Annotated in this window: 26 protein-coding genes; 3 read left to right on the top strand and 23 right to left on the bottom strand. The window is 27.8% G+C overall.

Annotated elements, in window-relative coordinates; translation table 11 throughout:
* Nucleotides 1-4 precede the first annotated feature (4 nt).
* The 8 genes from Q3287_RS02750 to Q3287_RS02715 form a co-directional block, all read right to left on the bottom strand.
* Nucleotides 5-331 carry a PTS sugar transporter subunit IIB gene (locus Q3287_RS02750; protein ID WP_407963485.1) on the bottom strand — a complete coding sequence of 109 codons (327 nt, stop codon included), beginning with the start codon at nucleotides 329-331 and terminating at the stop codon, nucleotides 5-7.
* A 70-nt stretch (nucleotides 332-401) separates the two neighbouring features.
* Nucleotides 402-1,031 carry a hypothetical protein gene (locus tag Q3287_RS02745; protein ID WP_054269482.1) on the bottom strand — a complete coding sequence of 210 codons (630 nt, stop codon included), beginning with the start codon at nucleotides 1,029-1,031 and terminating at the stop codon, nucleotides 402-404.
* Between the two features lie 237 nt (nucleotides 1,032-1,268).
* Nucleotides 1,269-3,878, bottom strand: coding sequence for a sigma 54-interacting transcriptional regulator (locus tag Q3287_RS02740; protein WP_407963484.1), 2,610 nt, complete (start codon nucleotides 3,876-3,878; stop codon nucleotides 1,269-1,271).
* Nucleotides 3,879-4,090: 212 nt separating this feature from the next.
* Complete coding sequence (locus tag Q3287_RS02735) at nucleotides 4,091-5,035, bottom strand: ABC transporter ATP-binding protein (protein ID WP_407963483.1); 945 nt, start codon at nucleotides 5,033-5,035, stop codon at nucleotides 4,091-4,093.
* The gene (locus tag Q3287_RS02730; RefSeq protein ID WP_407963482.1) at nucleotides 5,028-6,053 is read right to left on the bottom strand and encodes an ABC transporter ATP-binding protein; all 1,026 of its coding nucleotides are present in this window, start codon (nucleotides 6,051-6,053) and stop codon (nucleotides 5,028-5,030) included. The genes Q3287_RS02735 and Q3287_RS02730 overlap by 8 nt, the downstream gene beginning before the upstream one ends.
* A 74-nt stretch (nucleotides 6,054-6,127) precedes the next feature.
* A complete protein-coding gene (locus tag Q3287_RS02725; RefSeq protein WP_407963481.1) occupies nucleotides 6,128-7,696 on the bottom strand; it encodes an ABC transporter substrate-binding protein in 1,569 nt (522 codons plus the stop codon).
* Between the two features lie 112 nt (nucleotides 7,697-7,808).
* Nucleotides 7,809-8,720 carry an ABC transporter permease gene (locus tag Q3287_RS02720; RefSeq protein ID WP_407814820.1) on the bottom strand — a complete coding sequence of 304 codons (912 nt, stop codon included), beginning with the start codon at nucleotides 8,718-8,720 and terminating at the stop codon, nucleotides 7,809-7,811.
* The gene (locus tag Q3287_RS02715; protein ID WP_079740278.1) at nucleotides 8,704-9,690 is read right to left on the bottom strand and encodes an ABC transporter permease; all 987 of its coding nucleotides are present in this window, start codon (nucleotides 9,688-9,690) and stop codon (nucleotides 8,704-8,706) included. The genes Q3287_RS02720 and Q3287_RS02715 overlap by 17 nt, the downstream gene beginning before the upstream one ends.
* Nucleotides 9,691-10,007: 317 nt before the next feature.
* On the opposite strand from Q3287_RS02715, the gene Q3287_RS02710 reads away from it, so the two are divergent.
* Nucleotides 10,008-10,451 carry a MarR family winged helix-turn-helix transcriptional regulator gene (locus tag Q3287_RS02710; protein ID WP_407812408.1) on the top strand — a complete coding sequence of 148 codons (444 nt, stop codon included), beginning with the start codon at nucleotides 10,008-10,010 and terminating at the stop codon, nucleotides 10,449-10,451.
* 2 nt (nucleotides 10,452-10,453) lie between these two features.
* Nucleotides 10,454-10,852 carry an HsmA family protein gene (locus Q3287_RS02705; RefSeq protein ID WP_054269471.1) on the top strand — a complete coding sequence of 133 codons (399 nt, stop codon included), beginning with the start codon at nucleotides 10,454-10,456 and terminating at the stop codon, nucleotides 10,850-10,852.
* 117 nt (nucleotides 10,853-10,969) lie between these two features.
* On the opposite strand, the gene Q3287_RS02700 is transcribed toward Q3287_RS02705, so the two are convergent.
* The 5 genes from Q3287_RS02700 to Q3287_RS02680 all read right to left on the bottom strand — a co-directional run bounded on the left by Q3287_RS02700 (nucleotide 10,970) and on the right by Q3287_RS02680 (nucleotide 15,802).
* Nucleotides 10,970-11,194, bottom strand: coding sequence for a NifU family protein (locus Q3287_RS02700; RefSeq protein ID WP_054269470.1), 225 nt, complete (start codon nucleotides 11,192-11,194; stop codon nucleotides 10,970-10,972).
* 34 nt (nucleotides 11,195-11,228) lie between these two features.
* The gene (locus tag Q3287_RS02695; protein WP_407963480.1) at nucleotides 11,229-12,596 is read right to left on the bottom strand and encodes a M20 family metallopeptidase; all 1,368 of its coding nucleotides are present in this window, start codon (nucleotides 12,594-12,596) and stop codon (nucleotides 11,229-11,231) included.
* A gap of 81 nt (nucleotides 12,597-12,677) precedes the next feature.
* Nucleotides 12,678-14,189 carry a DUF6179 domain-containing protein gene (locus Q3287_RS02690; protein ID WP_407963479.1) on the bottom strand — a complete coding sequence of 504 codons (1,512 nt, stop codon included), beginning with the start codon at nucleotides 14,187-14,189 and terminating at the stop codon, nucleotides 12,678-12,680.
* A 22-nt stretch (nucleotides 14,190-14,211) separates the two neighbouring features.
* Nucleotides 14,212-14,646 (bottom strand): DUF6323 family protein, encoded by a 435-nt coding sequence (locus Q3287_RS02685; RefSeq protein ID WP_407963478.1) that lies wholly within the window; start codon nucleotides 14,644-14,646, stop codon nucleotides 14,212-14,214.
* A 244-nt stretch (nucleotides 14,647-14,890) separates the two neighbouring features.
* The gene (locus Q3287_RS02680; protein ID WP_054269466.1) at nucleotides 14,891-15,802 is read right to left on the bottom strand and encodes a hypothetical protein; all 912 of its coding nucleotides are present in this window, start codon (nucleotides 15,800-15,802) and stop codon (nucleotides 14,891-14,893) included.
* A 279-nt stretch (nucleotides 15,803-16,081) separates the two neighbouring features.
* Here Q3287_RS02680 and Q3287_RS02675 point away from each other — a divergent pair, with 279 nt between their 5' ends.
* A complete protein-coding gene (locus tag Q3287_RS02675) occupies nucleotides 16,082-16,435 on the top strand; it encodes a GIY-YIG nuclease family protein (protein ID WP_054276110.1) in 354 nt (117 codons plus the stop codon).
* A 125-nt stretch (nucleotides 16,436-16,560) separates the two neighbouring features.
* Here the strand turns inward: Q3287_RS02675 and Q3287_RS02670 are convergent, their stop codons facing one another.
* The 10 genes from Q3287_RS02670 to Q3287_RS02625 form a co-directional block, all read right to left on the bottom strand.
* Nucleotides 16,561-17,502, bottom strand: coding sequence for a cell wall-binding repeat-containing protein (locus tag Q3287_RS02670; RefSeq protein WP_054269464.1), 942 nt, complete (start codon nucleotides 17,500-17,502; stop codon nucleotides 16,561-16,563).
* Nucleotides 17,503-17,601: 99 nt separating this feature from the next.
* Nucleotides 17,602-18,837, bottom strand: a complete 1,236-nt coding sequence (locus Q3287_RS02665) for a glycosyltransferase family 4 protein (protein ID WP_407963477.1) — start codon at nucleotides 18,835-18,837, stop codon at nucleotides 17,602-17,604.
* 43 nt (nucleotides 18,838-18,880) lie between these two features.
* Entirely contained in the window at nucleotides 18,881-19,735 is an 855-nt protein-coding gene (locus Q3287_RS02660; protein ID WP_054276107.1) for a hypothetical protein, read from the bottom strand.
* A 118-nt stretch (nucleotides 19,736-19,853) separates the two neighbouring features.
* Nucleotides 19,854-21,029, bottom strand: a complete 1,176-nt coding sequence (locus Q3287_RS02655; protein ID WP_054276106.1) for a phosphoribosylaminoimidazolecarboxamide formyltransferase — start codon at nucleotides 21,027-21,029, stop codon at nucleotides 19,854-19,856.
* Between the two features lie 98 nt (nucleotides 21,030-21,127).
* Complete coding sequence (locus Q3287_RS02650) at nucleotides 21,128-22,012, bottom strand: fumarylacetoacetate hydrolase family protein (RefSeq protein WP_054269460.1); 885 nt, start codon at nucleotides 22,010-22,012, stop codon at nucleotides 21,128-21,130.
* 234 nt (nucleotides 22,013-22,246) lie between these two features.
* Nucleotides 22,247-22,942 (bottom strand): CPBP family intramembrane glutamic endopeptidase, encoded by a 696-nt coding sequence (locus Q3287_RS02645; RefSeq protein WP_407963476.1) that lies wholly within the window; start codon nucleotides 22,940-22,942, stop codon nucleotides 22,247-22,249.
* Between the two features lie 27 nt (nucleotides 22,943-22,969).
* On the bottom strand, nucleotides 22,970-23,281 hold the full coding sequence (locus tag Q3287_RS02640) for a helix-turn-helix domain-containing protein (protein WP_054269458.1): 312 nt from the start codon (nucleotides 23,279-23,281) through the stop codon (nucleotides 22,970-22,972).
* A 188-nt stretch (nucleotides 23,282-23,469) separates the two neighbouring features.
* On the bottom strand, nucleotides 23,470-23,991 hold the full coding sequence (locus tag Q3287_RS02635; protein WP_054276098.1) for a nitroreductase family protein: 522 nt from the start codon (nucleotides 23,989-23,991) through the stop codon (nucleotides 23,470-23,472).
* A gap of 96 nt (nucleotides 23,992-24,087) precedes the next feature.
* Entirely contained in the window at nucleotides 24,088-24,582 is a 495-nt protein-coding gene (locus Q3287_RS02630; RefSeq protein ID WP_407963475.1) for a GNAT family N-acetyltransferase, read from the bottom strand.
* A 25-nt stretch (nucleotides 24,583-24,607) separates the two neighbouring features.
* Nucleotides 24,608-25,057, bottom strand: coding sequence for a MarR family transcriptional regulator (locus Q3287_RS02625; RefSeq protein ID WP_054276096.1), 450 nt, complete (start codon nucleotides 25,055-25,057; stop codon nucleotides 24,608-24,610).
* Nucleotides 25,058-25,112: the final 55 nt, after the last annotated feature.

Here is a 25,112-nt window from a genome sequence, read left to right as displayed (position 1 = left end):
CTAATTATCTATTTTTATATAGCTCGATTGCCGACTTCATAACAGAAGAGGCATCCATACGACCATAATGTTTAGTATCTATTACACCAACTACTATTTTATAATTTTTACAAGCTTCAACTACATCCTCCTCCTTAAATCTAATTTGAGGAGCTACAAGAACTACATCTATATCATTAACTTGAATATATGATTTTAAATTTTCAAATGATGTTGCATCTATATTTATAGTTTTTGTTTTTAGCTTTACATGCTCACTGCAAAAACTTTTCATTTTTTCTACAAGTACTCCTGTTGAAGCTCCATTTGCACATACTAATAAAATATTCATAATAAATTCCTCCTGCAATATTTAATTTCTTTTATTTTATAGTTTTATACTTTAATTCTTGCTTTAATTCTTAGTACTGCCAGTGATTAAATTTAAAAGCTGTATCTATAGCTTCTTCTGGCTTATATTCTTCTAATATTTTTAAGTATCTTTCTTTATAATCATTATCTACCTTTTTTTCTGGTATTACTATGCTAGCTTCATTTAAGAAGTGGAATGAATCTCTTCCCATTTCTAATCCTCTATATGTATGTTTATCAAGTGCCACATCCATAATTTCTGGGACTTTACCCATTGCAAATCCTTTTATAATTATATTTTTTAATAAGTCACTTGATCTATCTTTTTCACATGCACAAAGATATCTTATTGCATGTATGAAAAATAAAGGTCTATCTCCATCTGCATATGAATATTCCTTTCTTACTTGATTTAAATTATTTATGATTATTATAGCTGATGGGTCTCCCATTCCTATATCCTCAACTGATATTGTAAGTATTCTTCTCCACAACTTATCTTCTAATTCTGGTGATGATATATATAGTTCATAAGCAAATTCACATGCTTCTTCTACCATATTTCTTCTTATAGCCTTTTGAAATGATGATATTATTTCATCTGCACTAAATCCGTTTCTTGTAGTCATTCTTGCCCATGGGTCATTTGCCTTTTTATCTCTTAATATTTTCTCCTGCATATTATTTACTCCTTTTGATTTAAATTTTAATTCTTTATATTATTTATAAATAATACAAAGCAAGTATTGTGCCAGTTTTTTTAGACACTTCTAAATGCGATTATTTCAATCATATTTATTGCCAATACTCAGATACTTTGTCTAAATTTACTTGTATGTGTCTAATATTAATGTCATTTTAGACTAAAAAAGACTACCAAATAAGTTTTTATACTTATTGGTAATCTTTTTTATTATTTATACATATTCTAATATTAATAATATTTGATAACATTCTTTTTTATTAATTTCTATATTATATTTTTTATCTAATTGAGATAATATATTTTTTATTTTACTTAAGTCCTTATCACAATTAAGTACTTTTTCTTTATCAAGCTGTTCAATTGCTCTAGTATTTCCAATTAATCCATCTACCATGAAAGCCAAATGCATCATAAGCCCAATTACTTTGTCATATTTTTTTTCTACATTAAATATCAAAAATAGCTCATCAGACACAGATTTTATATCCTTAAATATTCTATTATAATTAGAATTTTTTAAAGATGTTCTTAGTCCTTCAACTACATCATCATAACCAATACTTATCTTTATAATATTTTTTAATTTATTTATATTTTCATCTTTATCTATATCTTTTTTGCTGACATAGTCAATCCCTTTAACATTAATTCTTTGTTCATTGATTAATGCTACAACATTACTGCTTTCTTTTAGTTTTGCAATATTTAAACTTAAATCTTTTTCTGTTTTATATGGTACAGATATAATATCTATTCCATCTAAATACCTATTCATTTTTTCTTCTAGTATTTTTCTTGTCTTGTTATCTACACCTTCTGAAACATGCGATGCTATAATAATTGTTTTAGATAAGTTTTCTTTATTTTGAATTTCATTAGCTCCAAAATAGTACTTTCTTGTATTGACAATGGAATTATATACATCATTTAATGATAGTCCCATGTTAGCTTTTTGAACTGCTTCTAACACAGTTAATGTGGTCACCATAGGAACTACTCTTACATCACACTTTTTTTCATTTTTTATAATTTCATCAAAAGAATTTAATGAGCCCATATCTGTAAATAGTAGTATATCTTTATTGTCTATGTTATTAATCAATCTTTTAAAATCTATAATTACTCTTTCATAACTTTTATCCAACTTCATATCAAACGAAATAGCATTACATTCTCCAATAATATCACTAACTGCTTTCACCATACTACTTGCTGTAGTTTCCCCATGCATTGTAACTATGATATTAAAGTTATTCATTATTTTATTTTGTTCATCTTTTTTAGCTTGTACTATAAATAATGTAATATATGCTACAGTTTCTATAGATAAAAATAAATCAAATTCATTCTCAATTATTCCAACTATTTTCAAGGCTGTCCTAAATTCACTTCTATTATTTCTTCTAATTTGATTTAAGTCTATATTGTTTGTAGAATTATTTTTATCTAATACATTTTTTATGTATATTGCCATTGACCTAAATATTGATTCGTTTATATTTATTTCTTCATCTTCCTTAATAATTTGTCTTATTACTTTACACATATTTTTAAATTTAACATCATTAAATAATGAGTTATCTGCTATATTCATTTCTACAGACTCATTAAGATTGGAATTTACTGTATTAATAATGTTCATATTATAGTTAATAATTTCTTCTTCCCCAAATGGTGTAAATAAAAAGAATTCTATTCCATGTGTTATAACTTCATCTGCTTTAATAGACTTATCTCTATAATCATCATTCACTTCATTTATCGACTTATCAAAGTATTTTTTCTCTATATAAATTGGCTCTTTATTGTTTATTTTATATCTTAAGTATCCATTTGCAACAGCTAACTTTATATCATTTTGAAGTTGACCTACATTATTTTTACAATCATAAAGTAGTAATGATTTAATTATTTCCCTATGTACTTTTATAGAAATAGAAATACTTTTTGATTCTTGCTTAAAAAAGTTTTTAACTAATTCCATTCTTTCAATCATGGTTCTATTTCTCAATGAAGGTATTTCTATTTTCATAGGTATTCTTCTATTAAATGTATCTAACAGTGTTGATGTTGGATTTTCTGTAGTAGCACATATTATTAATACCTTGAACTCTCTTTCCTTAGTTGCATCTCCTAACCTTTTAAATGTTCCCTTATCTATAAAAGTAAACAACATCTCTTGACCTTCTGCTGGTAACCTATGAATTTCATCTAAAAATAATATCCCTCCATTTGCAATTTCTAAAAGTCCCTTTCTTGAAGATTCTGCTCCTGTGTAAGCACCTTGTTCCACTCCAAAAACATGTCCCATAAGTAATTGTGGGTTATTTGCATAATCTGCACAGTTAAATGTTATAAAGGGTGCTTTATCTTCTCTAATTCCACTATCTATAGAATAATCATACATGTACCTAGCAATCATACTTTTTCCTACTCCTGTTTCTCCATAGATAATGGTATGGAGTCCATTTGTAGGATAGAGCATTGCAACTTTACATTTTTCTATTATAGGTCTTAAACTTTGCGTTTTACCTATTAAGGTTTCAAAACTATCTTTTTTTATTTTAGTTTCTATTTTTATTTCTTTTTCTATATCAAGCAACTCTTCTTCATTAATACTAACATTTGCAGGAACATAATATACTGGTTTTCCTTTTATCTTTGTAACCATACCTTCATTGAACAATTGGTTCAAATATGTACTTATATTGTTTCTTGCAATTCCAGTTTTTTCTGATAATCGATTAGCTGTAATTCCTTTTCCATTTTCCCTATATAATACCTTTAAAACTTCCATTACTTTATCTTTTTTATATATCATTACAACCTCCCCCCGCATTTGTAATCTCTTATTAATCTATTCTTAAATTTTATTTTATCTTATGAATAATATATTTTCTTTGTTTTTAATTTTATTATATTTGAAAAACGGGAATAAAAAAACCTATTTTTGGAATGGTTTTAAAATTTATCCAAAAACAGGCTTTTAATTCATAGTTAAAACAACTAGTCATTACTTAGAATGACTTTATACTAAACAACTTTTAAATTTTCTTGATATTTATTTATCTCTGATTTAGAAGAATATACAAAATGACCATCTGAAACTTCAATCCAACTCAATGACTTCTCATTTGAACAGTCGCATACATTAGAATTATACTCTACTCTATTTCTTGACTTAGCATATTTAGGGTCAGGAATAGGAATCGCAGAAAGTAAAGATTTTGTATATGGATGAATAGGATTATTATATAATTCATTTGAACTTGCTAGTTCCACTAATTTTCCATTATACATAACTCCTATACGGTCACTAATATGTCTCACCATAGATAAATCATGAGCTATAAATAAACAAGTTAAATTCTTTTCTTGTTGTAATTTCTTAAATAAATTTACAATTTGTGCTTGTATAGATACATCTAAGGAAGCTATAGGTTCATCAGCTATTATAAATTCTGGGTCTACTGAAAGAGCTCGTGCTATGCCAATACGCTGTCTTTGTCCACCTGAAAAATCAGAAGGATACTTATTTGCATAACTTCTATCAAGTCCAACTAGATTTAACATCTCATATACTTTATTCATTCTCTCTGTTTTATTTTTACAGACACCTTGAATTTTTAGTGGTTCTGAAATTATATCTGCAATTGTCATACGTGGATTTAATGATGAAGTAGAATCTTGAAAAATAATCTGCATGCTTTTATTTACATCTTTTTTTATAAATTTATACGTTTTTTTATCTGAGATACAATTTCCTTTGTAAATTACTTCTCCACCAGTAGATTCATGTAATCTTATTATAGTTTTGCCAGTTGTGGATTTTCCTGAACCTGACTCTCCTACTAATCCAAATATCTCGCCTTTATATATATCAAAACTTATATCATCAACAGCTTTTACAGTAGTACTTTTATCCAAATGAAAATATTGTTTTAAGTTTTTTATTTCTAGTATTTTTTCTCTATTCATTAGAAATCACCCTTCCACAATTTACTCTAACTGGTATATCTACTTTAGGTGCATCTGGATGCAATAACCAAGTTGCTGCACTATGTGTATCATTAATTTTAAACATTGGTGGTTCTTTTTCATAATCTATTTTAAGAGCATTTTTATTCCTTACTGCAAATGCATCTCCTTTTGGAGGATTCAATAAGTTTGGGGGCATTCCAGGTATATTATATAAATAATCATCCTGTGAGTCTAAAGTAGGTAATGAGCCTAACAAACCCCAAGTATATGGATGCCTAGGGTCATAAAATATATCTTCTACTGTTCCAGTTTCTACAATCTTTCCTGCATACATGACTGCTATTCTATTAGCTATAGTTGCAACTACACCTAAATCATGAGTTATAAATATTATTGATAGACCTATCTTATCTTGTAAATCTTTTATTAGGTCAATTATTTGAGCTTGTATAGTTACATCTAGAGCTGTTGTAGGTTCATCAGCAATCAATACTTCTGGATTACAAGCAAGTGCTATAGCTATTACTATACGTTGTCTCATTCCACCAGAAAAATGATGTGGAAATTGTTTAAATCTTTTTTCTGGATTATCTATTCCAACCAATTCAATAAGTTCCAAAGCCCTTTTTTTAGCCTCACTTTTACTTATACCTTGATGAATCACTATAGTTTCTGATATTTGCTTTCCTATTGATATAGTTGGATTAAGAGATGTCATAGGGTCTTGAAATATCATTGATATATTCTTCCCTCTGATAGACTCCATCTCTTTTTCAGAGATTTTAACCAAGTCATTTGATTTAAGTAAAATTTCTCCATTTTTAATATATCCATTATATGGGAGTATCCTCATCAAACTCTTACATAATACTGATTTCCCACAACCAGATTCTCCAACTATAGCAAGTGTTTCACCTTTTTTTAGATTAAAAGATACATTTCTTACAGCCTGCACTTCTCCTTCTTCTACTTTAAAACTTACAGATAGATTATTAACCTCCAATAAATGTTCCAAAAACCATCAACCCCTATGCTATTCAAACCCTAGGGATGTATTTATATCCCTAAGGTTTCTAATTAATTTAAATGTTATTCAATTGTCCAATCAGCTATGTTCCAGAATATACCTACACCATGATGACCTAGAACTGTATCAGGTGTTAGCCCTTTGATATTTGGTTTTCCAACATAGATTGCATCTATATAAGCAATAAATGTATAAGGCATATCTTTAGTCATTTCTTCTTGGAATTGTTTATATAATTTTAATTTTTCATCTTTATTTTCTGTTTCTCTTGCTTTTTGAAGTATTTTGTCTATGGCAGGATTAGAGTAAGCACTGTAATTTGCACCTTTATCTGTTCCAAATACTTTATATGTGTGGTCATCTGGGTCAAATGGACTTCCCCAACCGATTAAATGAGCATCTTGATTAGCCCAATCTGTTTCAGTTACAACCACAGCTTTAGCATCCACGCCTATTTCTTTTAACTGTTGCGCACATATTTTAGCCATATCAACTCTAACTTGGTCACTCTCACCTGCTGTTATTTCAAAAGCTAGTTTAGTACCTTCTTTTTCATAAATTCCATCAGAACCTAACTTCCATCCTAGCTTTTCAATTTCTTGTTTAGCTTTTTCTGGATTATATTCAAACTTTTCTATATCAGGGTTGTTATATGGTCCCATTTGTAAAGGTGAATACGCTGGAACACCATGCCCTAATAACACACTATCAACTATTGCTTTTCTATCTATTGCATAACTTAAAGCATTTGGTAATCCTTTAGTTTTTTCATCTTTAAAGAACTTAGAGTTAAAATTGTACAATATACCTCTATAGTCTGCTGTTTTCATTATATTTACTTTAAAGTTCTTTTCATCTTTTTCAAAGTTAGACATGTCTTTAGGAGTTACTTGAGCTAAGTCTAATTCTCCTGATTTCAATTGCATCGCTTTAGCCTTGTCATCTGGAACGATTTTAAATACTACTTTATCTAAACCTGGCTCTTTTACAAAATAATCACTATTTTTAACAAGTGTTATACTTTGACCTTTATCCCATTTTTCAAGTTTAAATGGTCCAGTTCCTATTGGTTTTTGATTAAATTCATCAGTAGTTATATCTTTACCTTCTAATACATGTTTTGGTAATATTCCTACTGTCAAATAATCAAGCATTGCTGTATTTGGAGCTTTTAAAGTAATTTTTATAGTAGTATCATTAACTACATCAGTTTTTGTTATATCTTCATAATTTGATGCTATTTCAGAAGCATTGTCTGGCTTCATTATAGTTTCTATTGTAAACTTAACATCATTTGCTGTAAATTTCTCTCCATCATGCCACTTAACATCATCTCTTAAATTAAAAGTATATGTATTTGTTGCCTCATCAAATTTCCAGTCCTTTGCTAGACAAGGAACTACTTTGTTGTTTTCATCATGAGCTGTTAATCCATTAAATATTAATGAATTTATTTCTCCATGTTCATATAGTGCAGGATTTATACTTGTATAGTCATTACTTCCATAAACAAGTACCTTTCCATCTTTAGATGTATCTTCTTTTTTATCTTTGTCTCCTCCACTAGAACAACCTGCCATTAGACTAAGTATCATTACTAAACTTAAAACTTTTAACTTCTTTAATTTCATGATGCTCCCCCTTTTGCTTTTTATAAAGTATTTTTCAAAGCTTTGACCCCATTTATTTAAATAGATATTTCAAATACCTCAGTATTTGTTTATTTAGTGCTCAGATGCTGATTTATAAATTACTAGATTTTTTATTATTATTTTTTCTTATATAATTCCCTATATTAGTTATACACACTAATGTAGTAACCAAAAATATACCTGGAATAAGTATAATCCACCATCTATTTGAAAGTAGTGCTTCTTCTGATAAAGATAACATACTTCCCCAAGAAACAATTTCTATTGGAAGACCTATACCTAAAAAACTAAGTGTTGATTCAGTCCCAATAGCTGCACCTATGTTTGTTACAACCATAAACATTATTGATGCTACAAAGTTTGGAAGTAAGTGCTGTTTTAATGTATAGAAGAATCCTCCTCCCATACTTTTAGCTGCTAATATATATTCGCTATTTCTTATTTGTCTAACCTCTGTTCTTACAATCTTAGATATATTCATCCAGCTCGTTATACCTATTACTATAGACATAGATATTGGATTTGAGTTTCCAAGTATAGCCTGTACAAATATTATGATTAATATTGAAGGTATACTAAGTATAATCTCTGTAAACCTCATCATTGCATCATCTACAAGTTCGGATGCTAAACCACTTAGACTGCCATAAATAATTCCTATAGCAGTTGATATTATGGTAGAAAACAATCCTATAAATAAAGATATTTTTCCTCCATACCATATCATAGAATATATATCTCTACCCATTGAGTCTGTTCCAAATAAAAAAGTTTTATTTGGAGCTAAGTTGGAGCTTACTAAATCCATGTATGTTGGTTCATGTGTCATTATGAAAGATGAAAATACACTTCCAATAACTATAATTGACAAAATTATAATTGATATATATGGTAATTCTTTAATTTTTTCAAATAAGGTTTTCCTTTTTTCTATATGTTCATCTTCTTCTACTAAAATATAATTTTCTCCTACAATTTCAAAATCACTACATTGTGGCTTCATTAGTATCACCTCTATCATATTTCATTCTAGGGTCTATTTTATTGTTTATAATTTGAGCTAACATATTACCAAATACTACTAAAGCCCCTGTTATTAAACATAAAACTAATAACATATTATAATCATGATACTTTGCACTTTCAAAACAAAGAGTTCCTAACCCTGGGTAAGAAAAAACTTTTTCAACTACATAAGTTCCTCCCAATATGTGAGGTATTGAAATGGCCATTATACTGATATACGATGGCATTATATTTCTCAGGCAATGCTTAAAAACAATGGTTCTATTATTTAAACCTTTTGCCTTACATAACAGTACATAATCTTCTCTTATTTCTTCTAGCAATTTATTTCTTATCATATATGTGTAATACCATAAATGACTTAATATAAGTACTGTAAGAGGTAAGATTAGATGTGATATCCTACTTAATATGTTGCTTTCTTCTCCCATTGCATAAGCACCACTGCTTGGAAGTACACTTAAGTTTATACTAAATATAAGTATAAGTACTAAAGCAACCCAAAATGATGGAATACAGTTGGTTATTGTTCCTAGCTTACATATAATTCTATCAATGAGCTTATCTTCATGTAGTGTACAAAATATTCCTAACAATAAGGCTAGCACAAAGGTAAGTATATACCCTGAACCACCTAATATTATGGTATTTATATAGACATCATTTATAACAGAAGTAACATTTTGTTTATATTTAAATGAAATTCCAAATTCTCCTTTTGATGCATCCGAAATCCATTTTATATATTGGCTATATATTGGTTCATCCAAACCAAGTTTTTTCATAGCATTTTCTTTTTCCTGAATGCTCATTCTTTCTACACCATCTCCATAGTAAGAGATTAATGGGTCTCCTGGAGCAAGTCTTGCCATGTAAAAAACAACAAAAGATAATAAAAACATTACTAAAATAAACTGCAACAACTTTTTAAGTATATCCTTTAACAAACCCCTATTCCCCCTTTGTTGCAATAAAAAAAACCACATAAAAGTAAACGTCAAGTAACGTTAAAACCTTCGTGGTTCTATTATCATTAAACAAATTAAATTTTCAATATTTATCTATGAATTAATTTTAGCATCATTTATTAACTGTGTAAACAAACTTTTTAAAAATTGTTAAAATTTCATCAAATTGTTTTATTTATACCTAAAATAAAATTTTTATGCTCTATTTTCTAGCGTTTATTATGAAATTATAAATTTTTAGGTTGACTATATTGATAAATTATATTATATTAGTTTCTATGCAAACCATTTAAGAGGTGATTTTATTGAAAACTAATTATGATTGTTTTAGAATAGCTATGCTTTTAAAAGAACTCTATTCTAAAACTATGTACACAGTAGAAGAAAATTTTAAAGAAAATGGATTAACACATCAACAGATTATAGTTATAAAGCTGATAGCTCATAATCAAGAACTTACAATATCACAATTATGTGATGAAATGTCTCTAGCTAAAGGTACAGTTTCAGGTATAATCAGCAGACTAGAACATATTGGCTATATAGAAAAATTCAAGAAATCTGAGGATAAAAGAAATACATATGTTAAGTTCACGAAGACAGGGCTTGAATTTGCAACAAACTTTAAAACTAAAATGCAAGAAAGTTTTAATGATATATTTAAAAACTGTGATGAACAAGAACTAAATGACTTAGTAAAAAATCTTAGAAATATATTAACAAAGATAAAGGAGAGATAATTATGAATTCTAAATTAATACTTGCAATAGTATTTATAACATCAGCATTAATTTTCTACACTATAGGTGTATTTGGAGAAAGAAAGGCTAAAATTTTAAAGAAGAAACATGTAATCATATTTTGGCTTGGTTTGATATTTGATACATTAGGAACCTTTACCATGAGTAACATAGCTAATAGTAACACATTCTATGTAAAATCCGCTTTATCTCAAAGCCTTCATAGTATAACAGGTCTTCTTGCAATCGTGCTTATGCTTTTTCATGCAGGTTGGGCTACTTTTGTTCTATACAAAGATGATGAAGAAAAGAAAAAATTCTTCCATAAGTTTAGTATAGTCGTGTGGGCTATATGGTTAATTCCATACTTTATAGGTATGTTTATTGGCATGGCTGGATAATGGATGTATAATAGAATATTAAAAAAAAGTGTGTAAGAAATTAAATATACACTTACACACTTTTTATACATCACTTTTTAAATTGATTTATGTACACTTATATATAAAATCTATTTATTAAACACCTAATACTTGAGTTACTCCTGGAACTTCACTAACTAAAACATTTTCAATAATAGCTTTTATTGTCATAGTTGCTCCTGGACATCCACTACATGCACCTTGTAGTTTAACTAAAACTACTCCATTTTCATTTACATCTATAAGCTCTACATCCCCACCATCTCTTTGTAATACTGGTTTTATCTTTTCTTCAAGTACTTTTTCAATTTTTTCTCTCATAATTATTCCCCCCAGAAATATTTTATTATCAAGATTATACCAATGGTTTAAATTTTTGTCCATCCAATGATTTATCAAATTCTATTTTTGCTTCATCAATAATTTCAGTATTCATAAATACATCATAAGCACTACAAGCCAACACTTTAGCTGAATTTATCATAGCAGAAAATCCCATACTTGAACCTGCTGATGAACATGACTGCCATGTATGACTTGCAATTCCAACAGGCCATGCTGCCATTGCAAACTGAGCCACTGGTATAACATAACTTACATCTCCAACATCAGTAGAACCTGCTAGTCCTTTATCTTTATCTCCATCAGCTATCCTCTGATGTATATAACTATCTACAATAGATTTATCATTTTGGAATGATGTTGCTACGCCTAGTCTTTCCTCCCTAGTAAGAGTATCGCATAATTTTTTTGCAAATTCTTCTTCTTCAGGAGTAGCTTTAGGACAACCAACAAAAACCATATTATTGTAAACTAAATCAGTCAGACATTGATTTGGTATATAATCATATATTCCATCTGTAACTGTATACTCCATTTCAGTTTCTGTCATCATAGCTGCTCCTTGTGCTACTTTTACTAATCTATCAAGAACATGCTCTGCATCCTTTGCTTTTTTACCTCTAATAAAATACCAGCTTTCCGCAAAACCAGGAACTACATTAGGTCTTCCACCACCATTAGTTATAACATAGTGCATTCTTATAGAATCAATCACATGCTCTCTCAAATAATTTGCTCCAACATTCATAATTTCAACAGCATCAAGTGCACTTCTACCATTATGTGGAGCTTGTGCTGCATGTGCTGTTATTCCTTTAAACTTGAATTTGATAGATAAGTTTGCTAGACTTCCTCCTCGCCAAGGTGCATTTATATCAAAAGGATGCCATGTAAATGCACAATCTACATCATCAAAACATCCATTTACACACATGAAAGTCTTTCCTCCACCTTCTTCTTCGGCAGGACAACCAAAATATTTTATTGTTCCATTAAACTTATTTTCTTCTATTAATTTTTTTATAGAAACAACAGCTCCTACCCCTGCTACACCTAATAGATTATGACCACATCCATGACCTGCTTCACCTTCTACCAATGGATTTCTTTCTGTACTTACAGATTGTGATAACTCTGGTAAAGCATCATATTCTCCAAGTATTCCAATCACTGGCTTACATTTTCCAAAGCTCGCTATAAATCCAGTAGGTAAATTTTCTACTTCTTCAATTTCAAACCCCTTTGATTTTAGGTATTCTTTTTGAATGTTACTTGCATACTTTTCTTCAAAAGCTAGTTCTGGATTTTCCCATATTTTTTTAGACAAATCTATTAGCTCTTCTCTTATTTCTTCAATGTTATTTATGATATACTCTTTCATAATTCCCTCCAGATATATGTATTTTGATATACTTTACAGATTATATTATATACTAACATTCTATTTATCCATAATTTTTTGTTAATTAATTTGTTTCATATATTCTTCTATAGAATGTATCCTAGTTTCATTTTGTTTCTTCATAAAATCAATATATTCAATTTTCCATAATGTAGTTTCAGATTTCTTACTTACTAAAAACTCTAATAAATTGATTTCTTTCATTCTTATATCTTCATAAAATACAACACTACCCAATATTGCCAATTCCAATTCGCTTAATTCTGAAAATAACATTAAATACTCTTCTTCAAATAAGCATTCAGCTTCTAGGATATCAATAAAATCTTTTTTTGCATTAATATTTTCCTTTATTATCTTTATTTTTTCAACTATAGATGTACTATCTAATATTTTATTGAATACCTCTCTAAATGATTCATCATCTAATTTACTTTCATCATCAATAATATAATTCTCTAAAGACTCATTTTTACTACTACTTACAGTTATCATACCTTTAAAAATATCATCCCTTATTGACCCCAGCACAGATTCAATAAATATATTTTCATATCTTTTAATATATCTTATCATTACTTCATCTTCTATGTTTAATCTTTTTATCAGCACTTCAATTGCTTTCATAAGTAATGATGTTATCTTTTTATTTTTCCTAATTTCTCTATTAATTTCTTCAAAATCATTATAATTTAAATTATTATCCACCTGAATCAATTCAATTATATTATTTTCTTCATAATCTATAACTTCATCTTCAACATTATTATTGTACATGCTTTTAAATTGTCTTTCTAAAAACTCATATTCATATTCTGAAATCTCTAAATTAGTTGGTTCATTGCCTAAAATCGTAGAAAAAATACAATTGTTTATAATAAGTTCAAATAAATTTATAAGTATAACATCACAATCTATTTTATAAGTCATTCCATAATCATAAAATAATTTTTCTCTATCTTTCTTCTTAAATAAATTACAAAACCTATTTTCTATGTCTATACTCTCGATATAATTCTTCACATAATAGATACCTTGAACATCCATATCGTCTAATGCCAATGGATAATCTATACTCACTGGAATGTCATGAGCTTCAAATTTTATAACATAATTTTTAAAGAAACTTGATAATTCTACCAAAGTATCATTATAGGCTATTGAGTTGGTATCTAACTTTCTATTTATCATTAATTCATAAAAACTCTCTAACTCAATTAAATCATTTTCTAATATTTTAATACCTTCTAGATACATGTTTTTTATATTTTTAGCAGTCAGCTCTACAACTCTCTTTTCTAAATTTTCTAGCTTATTTATATATGCATCAATAGCATACCATAATGAAATCAACAACTTTTCAGCAACTTCTGTCCTTACTGATGTACTTTGACCATTTGTATATTTTTTAATCAAATCTATGAGTATTAGAGATATTTCTTGCTGTATGCTATATACTTCTCTTTCGTCTATTAATTTACAATCTAGACATTCCTTAAGCAAAGATATTGAATATTGATTTTTTATTAAATTTTTTTCATTTATATTAATATTGCTTAGATTATTTGACATAGCTACTCTCTCCTATAATATATTAAACTTTTCCAAACTTAAACGCTTTTGCAAATTCATCTGCTTCTCCTCTTACATTATCTAGATTTCCTGAAAATTTTTCATAAAGTTCATCTAGTAGTTCTATAATTTCATCATCACATATCTTATCATCAGTTTCATTTTTTAAATAATAAAAAATTTCTTGCATATCATTAATAGTTTCTAAATAATCGTTTATGTTTGTAAACTGTGATTTGTATATGTTTTCTATCAATTGTTTTGTAGTTTTTATATCTAACTCTATTCTGCCATATCCCTTTAAAGTATAATTTCTTGAAGTTATTATATCTTTTACATCAGATTCTGAAAGTGTTAAGCCATACTCCTTAGATTCTTCATTAGTTTCAAGCAATTCATTCCTTTCTATCTCTTTTAAGCCTTGGTGCATAGAACTCAAAATAATAGGTGATATCATTTAAAATTCTCCTTTTTTATTTTTCTATTGACTTTTTCATGTTTTCATGTTATATTTAAATTGGTATAAATTATTTTATTCACTACTTATAATAGTATTATTATAAGTAGTTTTTGTCAATTCAAAATTAACATCTCAATCAAATTTTTCAAAAAAAATACCATCACTCAGATATATAATTTTCTATAACTACCTTTTTACAGTTATTTATAATTAAACTCTAAGCAATGATATCTTTATTAATTTATTTATCTTTTTTAGCTCTACTTCTACTTTTCTTTACATTTGAACAATTTCTACAAGAAGGTGAACAATATTGAGATTTGGAATTTGTAGGAATATAAATTTTACCACAATACTTACATTTATTTAAAGAAGGAGGCTCACTTGTAATTGCAAACGCATATATAGTCTCAATTGCAGTCTTCAAAGAATCAAATTCCCACGCAATAGTTGGTTTATCCAATTGACTTATAGAAAAACCTATCTTTTGAGGATTAAACCCTCCAGACATGATAGTAACACTTTCAGTTAATAGATTGGATGTGTTTTTATATACACAAACTTGATTAAAGTGTCTACACATATCCTTAGCAAAACTTACAATCCAGTCTAATTGTTCAGTATAAAACTTTGAAAATACTAAATCTAAAATTAATGGTCTCTTTCCAAAAAACTTAGGTGACTCTTCTCTTTTTGATACATCTATACCTCTTCTGTATTTCTTAAAATACACATCATCATCACTTGCAAATGGTATAAACATATTTACATATTCATCAGTACTCAATATATTATCCTTTGTAATATAATTCTTTTCAATCATTAGTACTCTTTCTTCTCCAACTATGTCTCTATTATATACACTTGAATAAATTAATCCCAACAATCCATATTTCTTTACAAATTCAAGTACTTCTTTTTTTAATCTCATTTCTTTTGTCTCTTTTGGTATGTCTTGCAATGCTTCTTGTCCTATACAAATTATATCTACTATTATGTCATCTGCGACATCAAACGGATTATACATAGTAAATATAGCATCTTCAGTTGGAGCTATATATAATTCATCTTCTTCAGTAATTTTATATTCATAATCACTATATTTAATCCAGTCACTTGCAAAATTTCCTATTAATTCTATTTTTTTATTCATAATAAGTGTGCCTCCTCTCAATGTAATACTTAATTATAATTTACTATTACATTCTAAGTGTATTCTATAATTTTTACTATGTCAACTATTCTTTTATATTTATATAATATAAAATATATACTAAACTTATCAGGCTAAAATACTTTGTTTATATCAATTAACTCATAATTAAATTTATAAAAACTATTTACATCTGAAATCAATCTCTTTATAATTAATATGTAATATATTTTTATATTTACATATTACAAACAAATTATGAAAAGAGGAATCTAAAATATGGATAGAAAACGTGAATTAAAACAACTATATAAAGAAATGAAATTTGACACTGGAGTATTTATAATAAAAAGCGATATTACCAAGAAGATTTACCTAGGAAAGAGCAATGACATAAAAAGCAAATTTAACTCCCTCAAATTTCAGCTTAGTGCTGGGTCCTGTATGATAAAAGATTTAAATAATGATTGGAAAAAACATGGAGAAAAAGCTTTTACATTCGAAATCTTAGAACTTATAAAACATGATGATAACAAAACTGAGAAAGACTACTTAGAAGAACTAGATATTTTAGAGATGGTTTGGTTGGAAAAGTTAAAAGAAGATAATTCTTATGAAATTTATTCTATATAAAAACTATGTAATATAAGTAAAGAAACGCATTTCTTTTAAATAAAATGCGTTTCTTAAATACCCTATACCACTATAAATAATATACTAATTTTGTAATATATATTCACTTTACTGATAACATTATATTACTTTTTTACAGCATTCAGACACTGCTCTATAATATTCTTATCGCTTATACCTATTGCTGTTACTTTATTAGCTCCCTTTAATACACTCTTATCACTTTTATTTGAAACCAATACAACAGGAACATTTTTTGCAAGTGGTGATGCAACTAGTGTATAAACCAAATCATCTCCACTTGTTACATAAAATTCTTTTGCTCCATTATAGAACTTTTCAATTACATTTTTATTAGTTTGATATCTATCAACACCACCAATTCTAGTTGCTCTATATCTATTCACTATGTAATCGCTTAATGTAGACTCTCCTCCAATAGCATACACTGGAACAGGAGAAACACCAAATAATGGGTCTAAATCTGTATCTTCTTCTGCTGAAGCTATATCTTTTGTCAATATTATAGGAGAACCATCTCTATACGCAACAGATGCAACATTCACTGCATCAGCTTCATCTTTAAATCCATTTACTAAAAACATCTTATCACTACTCTTGATTTTTTCTATTTCACCTGCAATTTTATAACTTGTATCTACTCTATCTACTCCATCAATTCTTATAACTTGCATTCTTCTCATAAGTAACATTTTTTCTACATCTTTACTTATAGTATTCTCTCCACCTATTACATATATCTTAGTAACTCTATTTAATCTTTGCAATGTTGCCTCTGGTATATCATTCTTGTTAGTTAATAAAATGGCTGCATTGTTTACTCCTGCAAGACCGCTAGCAGCGATACCATCTACCATCGTAGAATCAGAGTTAATTAAAACTGCTGTTGTAAAATCTTGCTTATCTGAAATAAGCCCAGCTGTCTCATATTTATCTACCCCTTGAATATTTTCAATCTTATCTAGCGCATTTATTGATACTGGAAAACTAGCACTTAACAATAATGCTGAAATACCTAACGCTAATATCTTTTTACTAAACCTCATAAATTACCTCCCTAAAACAAATATAGTTAGTACTAGTATAATATAAAATCACCTAAAAATAGTATAAAAATAGTTACATTTTTTATAAATTAAATAATATTAAATCAAACACATTTCATCCATTAAAATAACTTCATTCATCCTATATACTAAACCATCCCAAGTTTTTTTCGACATATCTATAGATGCTCTCTTATTTGAGTCATTTAACAAATATTGTATTTTAGTATCTATAGAATTAGACAGATTATTCTCAAATATATACAACTCTTCCTCTTTTGGTATACCTTCATTTTGCATAAAAGGTAGAGGAACATAATTTATCTTTCCAGAGTTATTAATCTCGCTTCCAATCCATTCTTTAACACCAAGAATATCAGTAGTAATCACATCTGTACCACAAGATAAAGCTTCTAAAACAACAACTGGTAATCCTTCATAAAACGATGGCAACACAAATATCTGTGACCTATTAAATAGTTCAGCTAAGTCTATCTGCTCCAATTTTCCTAGAAAATTCATCTTGAATGGAGACTTGCTTGCAAGTTTAACTATCTCATTATATGATTCGATATCACTTCCAGTACCTGCAAAATTAACTTCTATTAAATCTTCATGATATTTTAATTTAGATATAGCTTTTATAAATGGAATTAGTCCCTTTGATTTGCATATCTTACCTGCAAATACTATTTTTATTTTATCATCTTTTCTTTTATAGTGTTTGTTATAAAATATATCATCATTATAACCACTACCAATTACAACTACTTTACTTTCACTTATGCCAAAAGTCCTTATAATATCATATTTTTGATTTTCATGAAGAGCAAATATTAAGTCCAGTTTCCTAATATTTGATATTATATATTCTTTTTCTAAATCAATAGTATTTAGTTGTCGTAAACAGGTCCCATGACAGATAGACATTACTTTTATATCTTTTACAATCTCTCTAACAAATGCAGTTAAGAGATATAAATGGTGGCATATTATAATATCTGGCTTAAAATCATTCATAACCCTATCTATATTCACTTTAAATTGATGTTTTAATCTGTTTATCATGTCTATATTTAAATCTCTATATCTTGTACTTTCATATGGCATGGAGTCACTCATGCCTACAACAGGAAAATTTAATTCTCCGCAATTATACTTTACTGGATAAAAGCTTACATCATCTGGAAAACAATTTACATCATCATTCACATCTATCCCTGCAATTACAGCTTGCCTGTAACCTACCTTTTCAAAACCTTTTATCATGCCAGATAAGTATATACCACTACCTGTACTATTTGGTTTTTGTGTTATTATATGAAGAATTTTCATTTTTTATCTACCTCCCTTCTAAAATTAGATAGTTTCATAAAGTTTAATCATTATATATATCTAAATATAAGCAAGACGAATCATCTTTTACTTTAAATCGTGGAACTTTAACTGCTTTATAATCGTTATCCTCAAAATCTCTTACCTTATTGTGTATATATCCTATACCAAATTTTTCTGCTATACGTATTAATTCTTCTTCTTTTATGAGATTATATCTATCACATGCACTTGTAAAACCATCACTTGTCAGCATCAATTGAAAATCTTTTTTTATTTCAAGGTATCCATATATAGAATTTTTTACAGCTTCCTCATCAAAATCCAATATCCAATATCCATCTTTTGTATTTTTCTTCAATCTATTACTTACTATTGTATCCATAACACTAGCTTTAATCTCATCAAATGTCATTTCTTCCAAGTTAGAAAGTTTACTCATCTCATCAAATACGATATTATCAAACTTACAAATACTTCTATCCTTTATAACTTTTGAATCACCATTTTTAATGAACAATGCACAATCCCCTAATAAAAAATACTCTACCTTATTTTCATGGAATTTTACGATAGCTATAGAACTCGATGGCAAATCTAATTTTTCTACCTTTATCCCATTTAATCTTAGCTCATACTCTTTTTTTACCTCTATTATTCCACTATTAACAATGCTCTTTAATGATTCTTCTCTGCTTATGTTTTTATATAGGTACCTATTCCACCACTGAACATACCATCTCGCATCACTTTCATTCGATATTAAGTTTTTTCCATTAAGTCCTGTAGCACCATCTAAAACCCATGCTCCAAATGGATTTATGCCAACCACATCTTCATTAAATTTAGCTGTTCCTTGACTACATAATAGGCTATAGTCTCTTATATTTAAAGCCATATCAACCTCCAAATTGAATATCTAAAAATAAAGTTCTATTTAAAATTATACAGTAAATAAAAAAATCTACAACAAAACTTGTTGTAGATTTTAATTTAATCTATATTTGCTTTATATTTTAATGATGGAATAATCTATTTTTAGTAAAAGCCATAACTATATTATATTTATTACAAGTTAATATAACATTGTCATCACGAATAGAACCACCAGGTTGTGCTATAAAGCTTACTCCACTTCTTTTTGCTCTTTCTATATTATCTCCAAATGGGAAAAATGCATCTGAACCAAGTGCTACTCCTGTTAAAGTTTTAAGCCATGCTCTTTTTCCTTCTCCAGTTAAAGGCTCTGGTTTTTCTTCAAATAAAGTTTGCCATATACCATCAGCAAGCACATCCATATAATCGTCAGAAAGATATACATCAATAGTATTGTCTCTATCTGGACGACCTATGTTCTTTTTAAATTTTAAATTTAATACTTTAGGATGTTGACGAAGATACCAAATATCAGCTTTATTGCCCGCAAGTCTAGTACAATGAATACGTGATTGTTGACCTGCGCCTACCCCTATTACTTGTCCATCTTTAGCATAACAAACAGAATTTGATTGTGTATATTTAAGTGTTATTAAAGCTATAATTAAATCACGTTTTGCACTATCTGTAAAAATTTTGTTATCAGTTGGAATGTCTTTTAATAGGTCTTCATTTATTAATATTTCGTTTCTACCTTGTTCAAAAGTAATTCCATAAACATCCTTTGTCTCAATAGGCTCAGGAGTATAATTTTCATCTATTTTTACAATATTATAGTTTCCTTTACGTTTTCCTTTTAATATCTCAAGAGCTTCATCTGTATACCCTGGAGCTATAACACCATCAGAAACTTCTCTTGCTATAATAGTTGCAGTTTCTTTATCACATATATCTGAAAGTGCTATAAAATCACCATAAGAAGACATTCTATCTGCTCCTCTTGCCATTGCATAAGCACAAGCTAATGGAGAAAGCTCTAAATCATCAACAAAATATATTTGCTTTAAAGTATCTGATAAAGGTACTCCTACTGCTGCACCTGCTGGACTAACATGTTTAAATGAAGTTGCTGCTGGAAGACCTGTAGCTTCTTTTAATTCCTTTACAAGTTGCCAACTATTAAATGCATCTAAAAAGTTTATGTACCCAGGCTTCCCATTTAACACTTCTATAGGAAGTTCTCCATTTTTCATATAAATCTTTGATGGTTTTTGATTTGGATTACAGCCATACTTTAGTTCTAGTTCTCTTGCCATATACTCATCCCTCTCTATAATAAATTAATCATAAATTTGATTAATTCCATATTAATTAAATTATTCGTACTAATAAAATTATATGGCATATTTATCCATTAATCAACTATATTTTTTAAAACACCTATCCCTTCGACTTTACATTCAACTACATCACCATGTTTTAGATATACTTGAGGATTCATCCCCATAGCTACACCAGCTGGAGTCCCAGTTGAAATTATATCTCCTGGTTTTAAAGTCATACCTCTTGATAAGTCACTTATTACAGTAGGTATATCAAATATAAAGTATTCTGTATTAGAATTTTGTCTTACTTCTCCATTTACTACACTGCTTATATCCAATTTTAAAGGATGTTCAAATTCTTCTTTATGTACTATGCAAGGTCCCATAGATGTATGTGTATCTAAACTTTTACCTCTAAACCATTGAACATGTTTATCTTGAAGTGCTCTTTCACTTATATCATTCACTATTGTATATCCAAATATATATTCATAGGCATCTTCTTTTGATATGTTTATACCCTCTTTGCCTATAATTACTGCAAGTTCTGATTCATAATCCAACTTTTCAACCAAATCTCCATGTAAGCTTATCTTATCATCCACTCCAATTATTTTATCTGCTCTCTTAGAAAAATAAATTGGATAATCTGGCATAACTACATTTTTTATAACTCCATCTGGGATTTCGTTGACATGGTCTCTATAGTTAAGACCTAGACATATTATATCTTTTTTAGGGCTTACAATTGGAGAACATAATTTCACTTCTTCTAATTTATAACACTTAACATTTTCAAATGAATTCTTCTTTATTGTTTCTAACTCTTCTGTAGATACATTTTCAATAAAATCATTCATATCCATATAGATTCTACTTAACCCTAAACTATTTATTTCATATATACTATTTGTTTCTGAATTAAATACACCTATTTTTTCTTCATTACTACTACAAAAAGTCACAAATTTCATTTTTATTCCTCCATTCAATAAGTTGATTAATATTATTTAATTTTTATCAGTTTATATAAATTGTAATAGATAATATTTATATGTCAATATATATTTATGTATTTTAAAAATATTCAAATAATTTCATGAGATTTATTAAATATTTTTACACAATTTCTCTATAAAAGATAAATAAAATAAGGTTGATTTAAAATTAATTTTAAATCAACCTTATAAAACATCCACTCTATTTAATTAAATTATCTGTCTAATAAATATAGCAAATAGACTTCTCAATAGTACACAAAGACCTACATCTTTGAATCTTGATTTAACAATCCCAAGTATAATACCAAAAACGGTACCTATCATAATTTTTGAGATAATTACTTCAAATGTATAACTAGAATTATTATACAAAATTATATAATTTCTTATAACATCCATATATCCTATATTATAAATCCCTGATAATATAGATGTTATGCATATAATTTTACTCTTTGACCTTATAAAATTACTTAGATAGTTCCACAGATACTCTCTAAAAAACAACTCTTCAAATACAGGAACTATCAATACAGACAAAATCATCATAGTTATGTTAAAGAATAAATAGCCTTCTCTGCAATAGGTTGATACTATTGCTAAAGACAAAACTACTATAAAAAATATTAGCTTAAATTTTTTAATAAGTAGATTATTTTTATTTTCTTTAAAAGCTTCTGTTATTTTTCTATTTCTTATTTTGTTATACAAAGAATTATCATTCAAAAATAGAATTAATGATAAACCAACTAATGTAAAAGAAATTAAGTTTATAATATTAAAATTTTCAAGAGTAAATTCAAATTGACTTAGAAGTATATAATTCAAAATCATCCTCAATATTTGAACTATAAACATCAATAAAATAGAATCTATTATACATTTTTTATAACTATACTTCATCCCAATTTAAATCACCCCATGTATATGCTAATCGTAAAGTCCATTTAATACTCTACTTACAGTTGCTTTACTCCAACTTGTTTCATTTGAAATTTCTTTATAACTTAAGCCATCTCTTCTTAAATTCTTTATATTGTTTATATCATCATCAGTAATTTGCTTTTCTTTTGGCTTAAGACTATTTTTGTAACTTCTTAGTCTATCCAATTCGGATTTTAAACTTTCTACCTCAAACTGTTTTTTTTGAAGTTTACTCTCATAAGAATCTCTCATTTCATTAAATTCTTTAATGTAGTTTACTTTCCAGTCCTCATCAATTTTTGTTTTAAATATACCCATATTTTAACCTCCTTAGATTTTGTTACTCAAGTTATGTATCGATTATAAACATTAATTTCTATATTTATCTCTAAAATCCTTGTACATAACCACTAGATAAGTTAGTAAAATTCAGATATATTTTTACAATTTTAAGTATATATTAACAATATCAAAAAATATAATGTCTTAATACAACACATTATACATTAAAACTTATTAAAATGAACCTTTTCATACTCCAAATCAGAGTCACTATATGCTTTCTTTTCTTCATCAGGGTATCCTATAGAAATTATACATTCTACACTGTACTTATCAGGTACTTTAAGTTCTTCTCTAATATACTTATCAGCTTCTATATCATCATCATGCATCCTGTTTCTAACTTGTACCCAACAAGAACCTAATCCTAATTCATGAGCTTGAAGTTGTATATATGATGCAGCAATACTTGCATCCTCTATCCAAACATCATTTTTTTCTTTATCTCCAATAATTGCAATAGCTAAAGGTGCATTTTTTAAGAAAAATCCACCACCTTTAGTTCTGCATTGAGATAAGTTAATTAACTTCTCTTTATCATTTACCACTATAAATTCCCACGTTCTAAGACCTTTTGATGATGGCGCTAAAAGAGCAGCTTTTAATATTTTATCTAGTTTTTCTTTTTCTACTTCGATATTTTTATACTTTCTAATGCTTCTTCTTCTCTTTAGAAGTTCTATCATCTAAACCATCCCTTTCATAATATCATACACTAAGTCTATATAACATGCCCATTGGCATTGAAAATATATCCTCTATTCCTTATTTGATAAATCCTTTTATAATATTTTATCATAACAATAGAAAGATTTCTCCTTTCCTAAGAAACTCATTTCTCCAATTTTAATAAAACCACACTTTACAAGAAATGCATTCATTTTTGAATTTATTGAATATGTATCGCTTTTTAAATATGATACACTATTTTCCTCAGCTAATTTTTCTGCAAAGTCAACTAATTTAGATGCTATTCCTTTCTTTCTAAAACTTGGATTTACGGCCATTCTATGTATTACCATAGCTTTTTTATTAGAAGACCAATTTAAATCTACATATTCCTCTGGCTCCTCATAGTTAAGACATATAAATCCAGCTACATCTCCATCTATTTCATCTACATATAAATCTTGTTTCTTAATATCTGAAACAAAGTCTTTATCTGATGGATAATTTTCATCCCATTGTGTATTATTATAATCTTTCATTTCTTCTACTGTTGCTTTTATAATTTTCATAATTTTTTCTAAATCATTCATATTAGCTTTTCTAATCATAAAAATATCTCCTTATATTAATTTGCTATCTCTTTACTTTAAACCATTCTTTTTCCACATTCTTGCTCATTTTTTCTAATACTTTAGTTGCTATTTGTTTTTCTTCTTCTGTAAAATTTTCAAAACACATCTCTATACTTCTATTTTCTTCTTCAATTATCAGCTCATAAACTTCTAAAGATTTATCAGTAGGAGTTAAATTATACCCTCTTTTGTCAAACTCATCCTGCTTTTTATCTACATATCCTGCTTTTATTAGTTTTTGTATTGCTTTGGTTGTTGTAGCCTTATCTACCTTCAACATATTTGATAATTCAACAAGGTTCATACCAGGATTTTCACAGATTCGTGTCAAAAATGTAAATTGTCCTTTTTGCAACTTTAATTCCTTGTACTTTATATCATTTATAGAATTTACAGCTCTAGATAAAGCCCCTACTTCTCTTAATATATTACTTTCTAAATGCTTAATCAAACACACCTCCAATAAATGTATTTATTTTTAGTTGAAAGTTCAACTTTATTTAAAT

The organism is Clostridioides sp. GD02404, from assembly GCF_045898275.1.
In the GTDB taxonomy this organism is placed as follows: Bacteria; Bacillota; Clostridia; order Peptostreptococcales; family Peptostreptococcaceae; genus Clostridioides; species Clostridioides difficile_A.
The sequence above is the reverse complement of the archived record's forward strand: the minus strand, read 5'-3'. Positions and strand labels throughout refer to the sequence as shown.

What these genes read in the sequence shown, in the direction of transcription:
- Q3287_RS02665 (WP_407963477.1), bottom strand. Translation starts at nt 18,837, where the DNA reads ATGAAAATTCTTCATATAATAACACAAAAACCAAATAGTACAGGTAGT.
- Q3287_RS02745 (WP_054269482.1), bottom strand. Translation starts at nt 1,031, where the DNA reads ATGCAGGAGAAAATATTAAGAGATAAAAAGGCAAATGACCCATGGGCA.
- Q3287_RS02670 (WP_054269464.1), bottom strand. Translation starts at nt 17,502, where the DNA reads ATGAGGTTTAGTAAAAAGATATTAGCGTTAGGTATTTCAGCATTATTG.
- Q3287_RS02700 (WP_054269470.1), bottom strand. Translation starts at nt 11,194, where the DNA reads ATGAGAGAAAAAATTGAAAAAGTACTTGAAGAAAAGATAAAACCAGTA.
- Q3287_RS02655 (WP_054276106.1), bottom strand. Translation starts at nt 21,029, where the DNA reads ATGGCAAGAGAACTAGAACTAAAGTATGGCTGTAATCCAAATCAAAAA.
- Q3287_RS02750 (WP_407963485.1), bottom strand. Translation starts at nt 331, where the DNA reads ATGAATATTTTATTAGTATGTGCAAATGGAGCTTCAACAGGAGTACTT.
- Q3287_RS02735 (WP_407963483.1), bottom strand. Translation starts at nt 5,035, where the DNA reads ATGAATAGAGAAAAAATACTAGAAATAAAAAACTTAAAACAATATTTT.
- Q3287_RS02630 (WP_407963475.1), bottom strand. Translation starts at nt 24,582, where the DNA reads ATGATTAGAAAAGCTAATATGAATGATTTAGAAAAAATTATGAAAATT.
- Q3287_RS02690 (WP_407963479.1), bottom strand. Translation starts at nt 14,189, where the DNA reads ATGTCAAATAATCTAAGCAATATTAATATAAATGAAAAAAATTTAATA.
- Q3287_RS02725 (WP_407963481.1), bottom strand. Translation starts at nt 7,696, where the DNA reads ATGAAATTAAAGAAGTTAAAAGTTTTAAGTTTAGTAATGATACTTAGT.
- Q3287_RS02660 (WP_054276107.1), bottom strand. Translation starts at nt 19,735, where the DNA reads ATGGCTTTAAATATAAGAGACTATAGCCTATTATGTAGTCAAGGAACA.
- Q3287_RS02680 (WP_054269466.1), bottom strand. Translation starts at nt 15,802, where the DNA reads ATGAATAAAAAAATAGAATTAATAGGAAATTTTGCAAGTGACTGGATT.
- Q3287_RS02685 (WP_407963478.1), bottom strand. Translation starts at nt 14,646, where the DNA reads ATGATATCACCTATTATTTTGAGTTCTATGCACCAAGGCTTAAAAGAG.
- Q3287_RS02635 (WP_054276098.1), bottom strand. Translation starts at nt 23,991, where the DNA reads ATGATAGAACTTCTAAAGAGAAGAAGAAGCATTAGAAAGTATAAAAAT.
- Q3287_RS02640 (WP_054269458.1), bottom strand. Translation starts at nt 23,281, where the DNA reads ATGGGTATATTTAAAACAAAAATTGATGAGGACTGGAAAGTAAACTAC.
- Q3287_RS02650 (WP_054269460.1), bottom strand. Translation starts at nt 22,012, where the DNA reads ATGAAATTTGTGACTTTTTGTAGTAGTAATGAAGAAAAAATAGGTGTA.
- Q3287_RS02705 (WP_054269471.1), top strand. Translation starts at nt 10,454, where the DNA reads ATGAATTCTAAATTAATACTTGCAATAGTATTTATAACATCAGCATTA.
- Q3287_RS02695 (WP_407963480.1), bottom strand. Translation starts at nt 12,596, where the DNA reads ATGAAAGAGTATATCATAAATAACATTGAAGAAATAAGAGAAGAGCTA.
- Q3287_RS02675 (WP_054276110.1), top strand. Translation starts at nt 16,082, where the DNA reads ATGGATAGAAAACGTGAATTAAAACAACTATATAAAGAAATGAAATTT.
- Q3287_RS02740 (WP_407963484.1), bottom strand. Translation starts at nt 3,878, where the DNA reads ATGATATATAAAAAAGATAAAGTAATGGAAGTTTTAAAGGTATTATAT.
- Q3287_RS02645 (WP_407963476.1), bottom strand. Translation starts at nt 22,942, where the DNA reads ATGAAGTATAGTTATAAAAAATGTATAATAGATTCTATTTTATTGATG.
- Q3287_RS02720 (WP_407814820.1), bottom strand. Translation starts at nt 8,720, where the DNA reads ATGAAGCCACAATGTAGTGATTTTGAAATTGTAGGAGAAAATTATATT.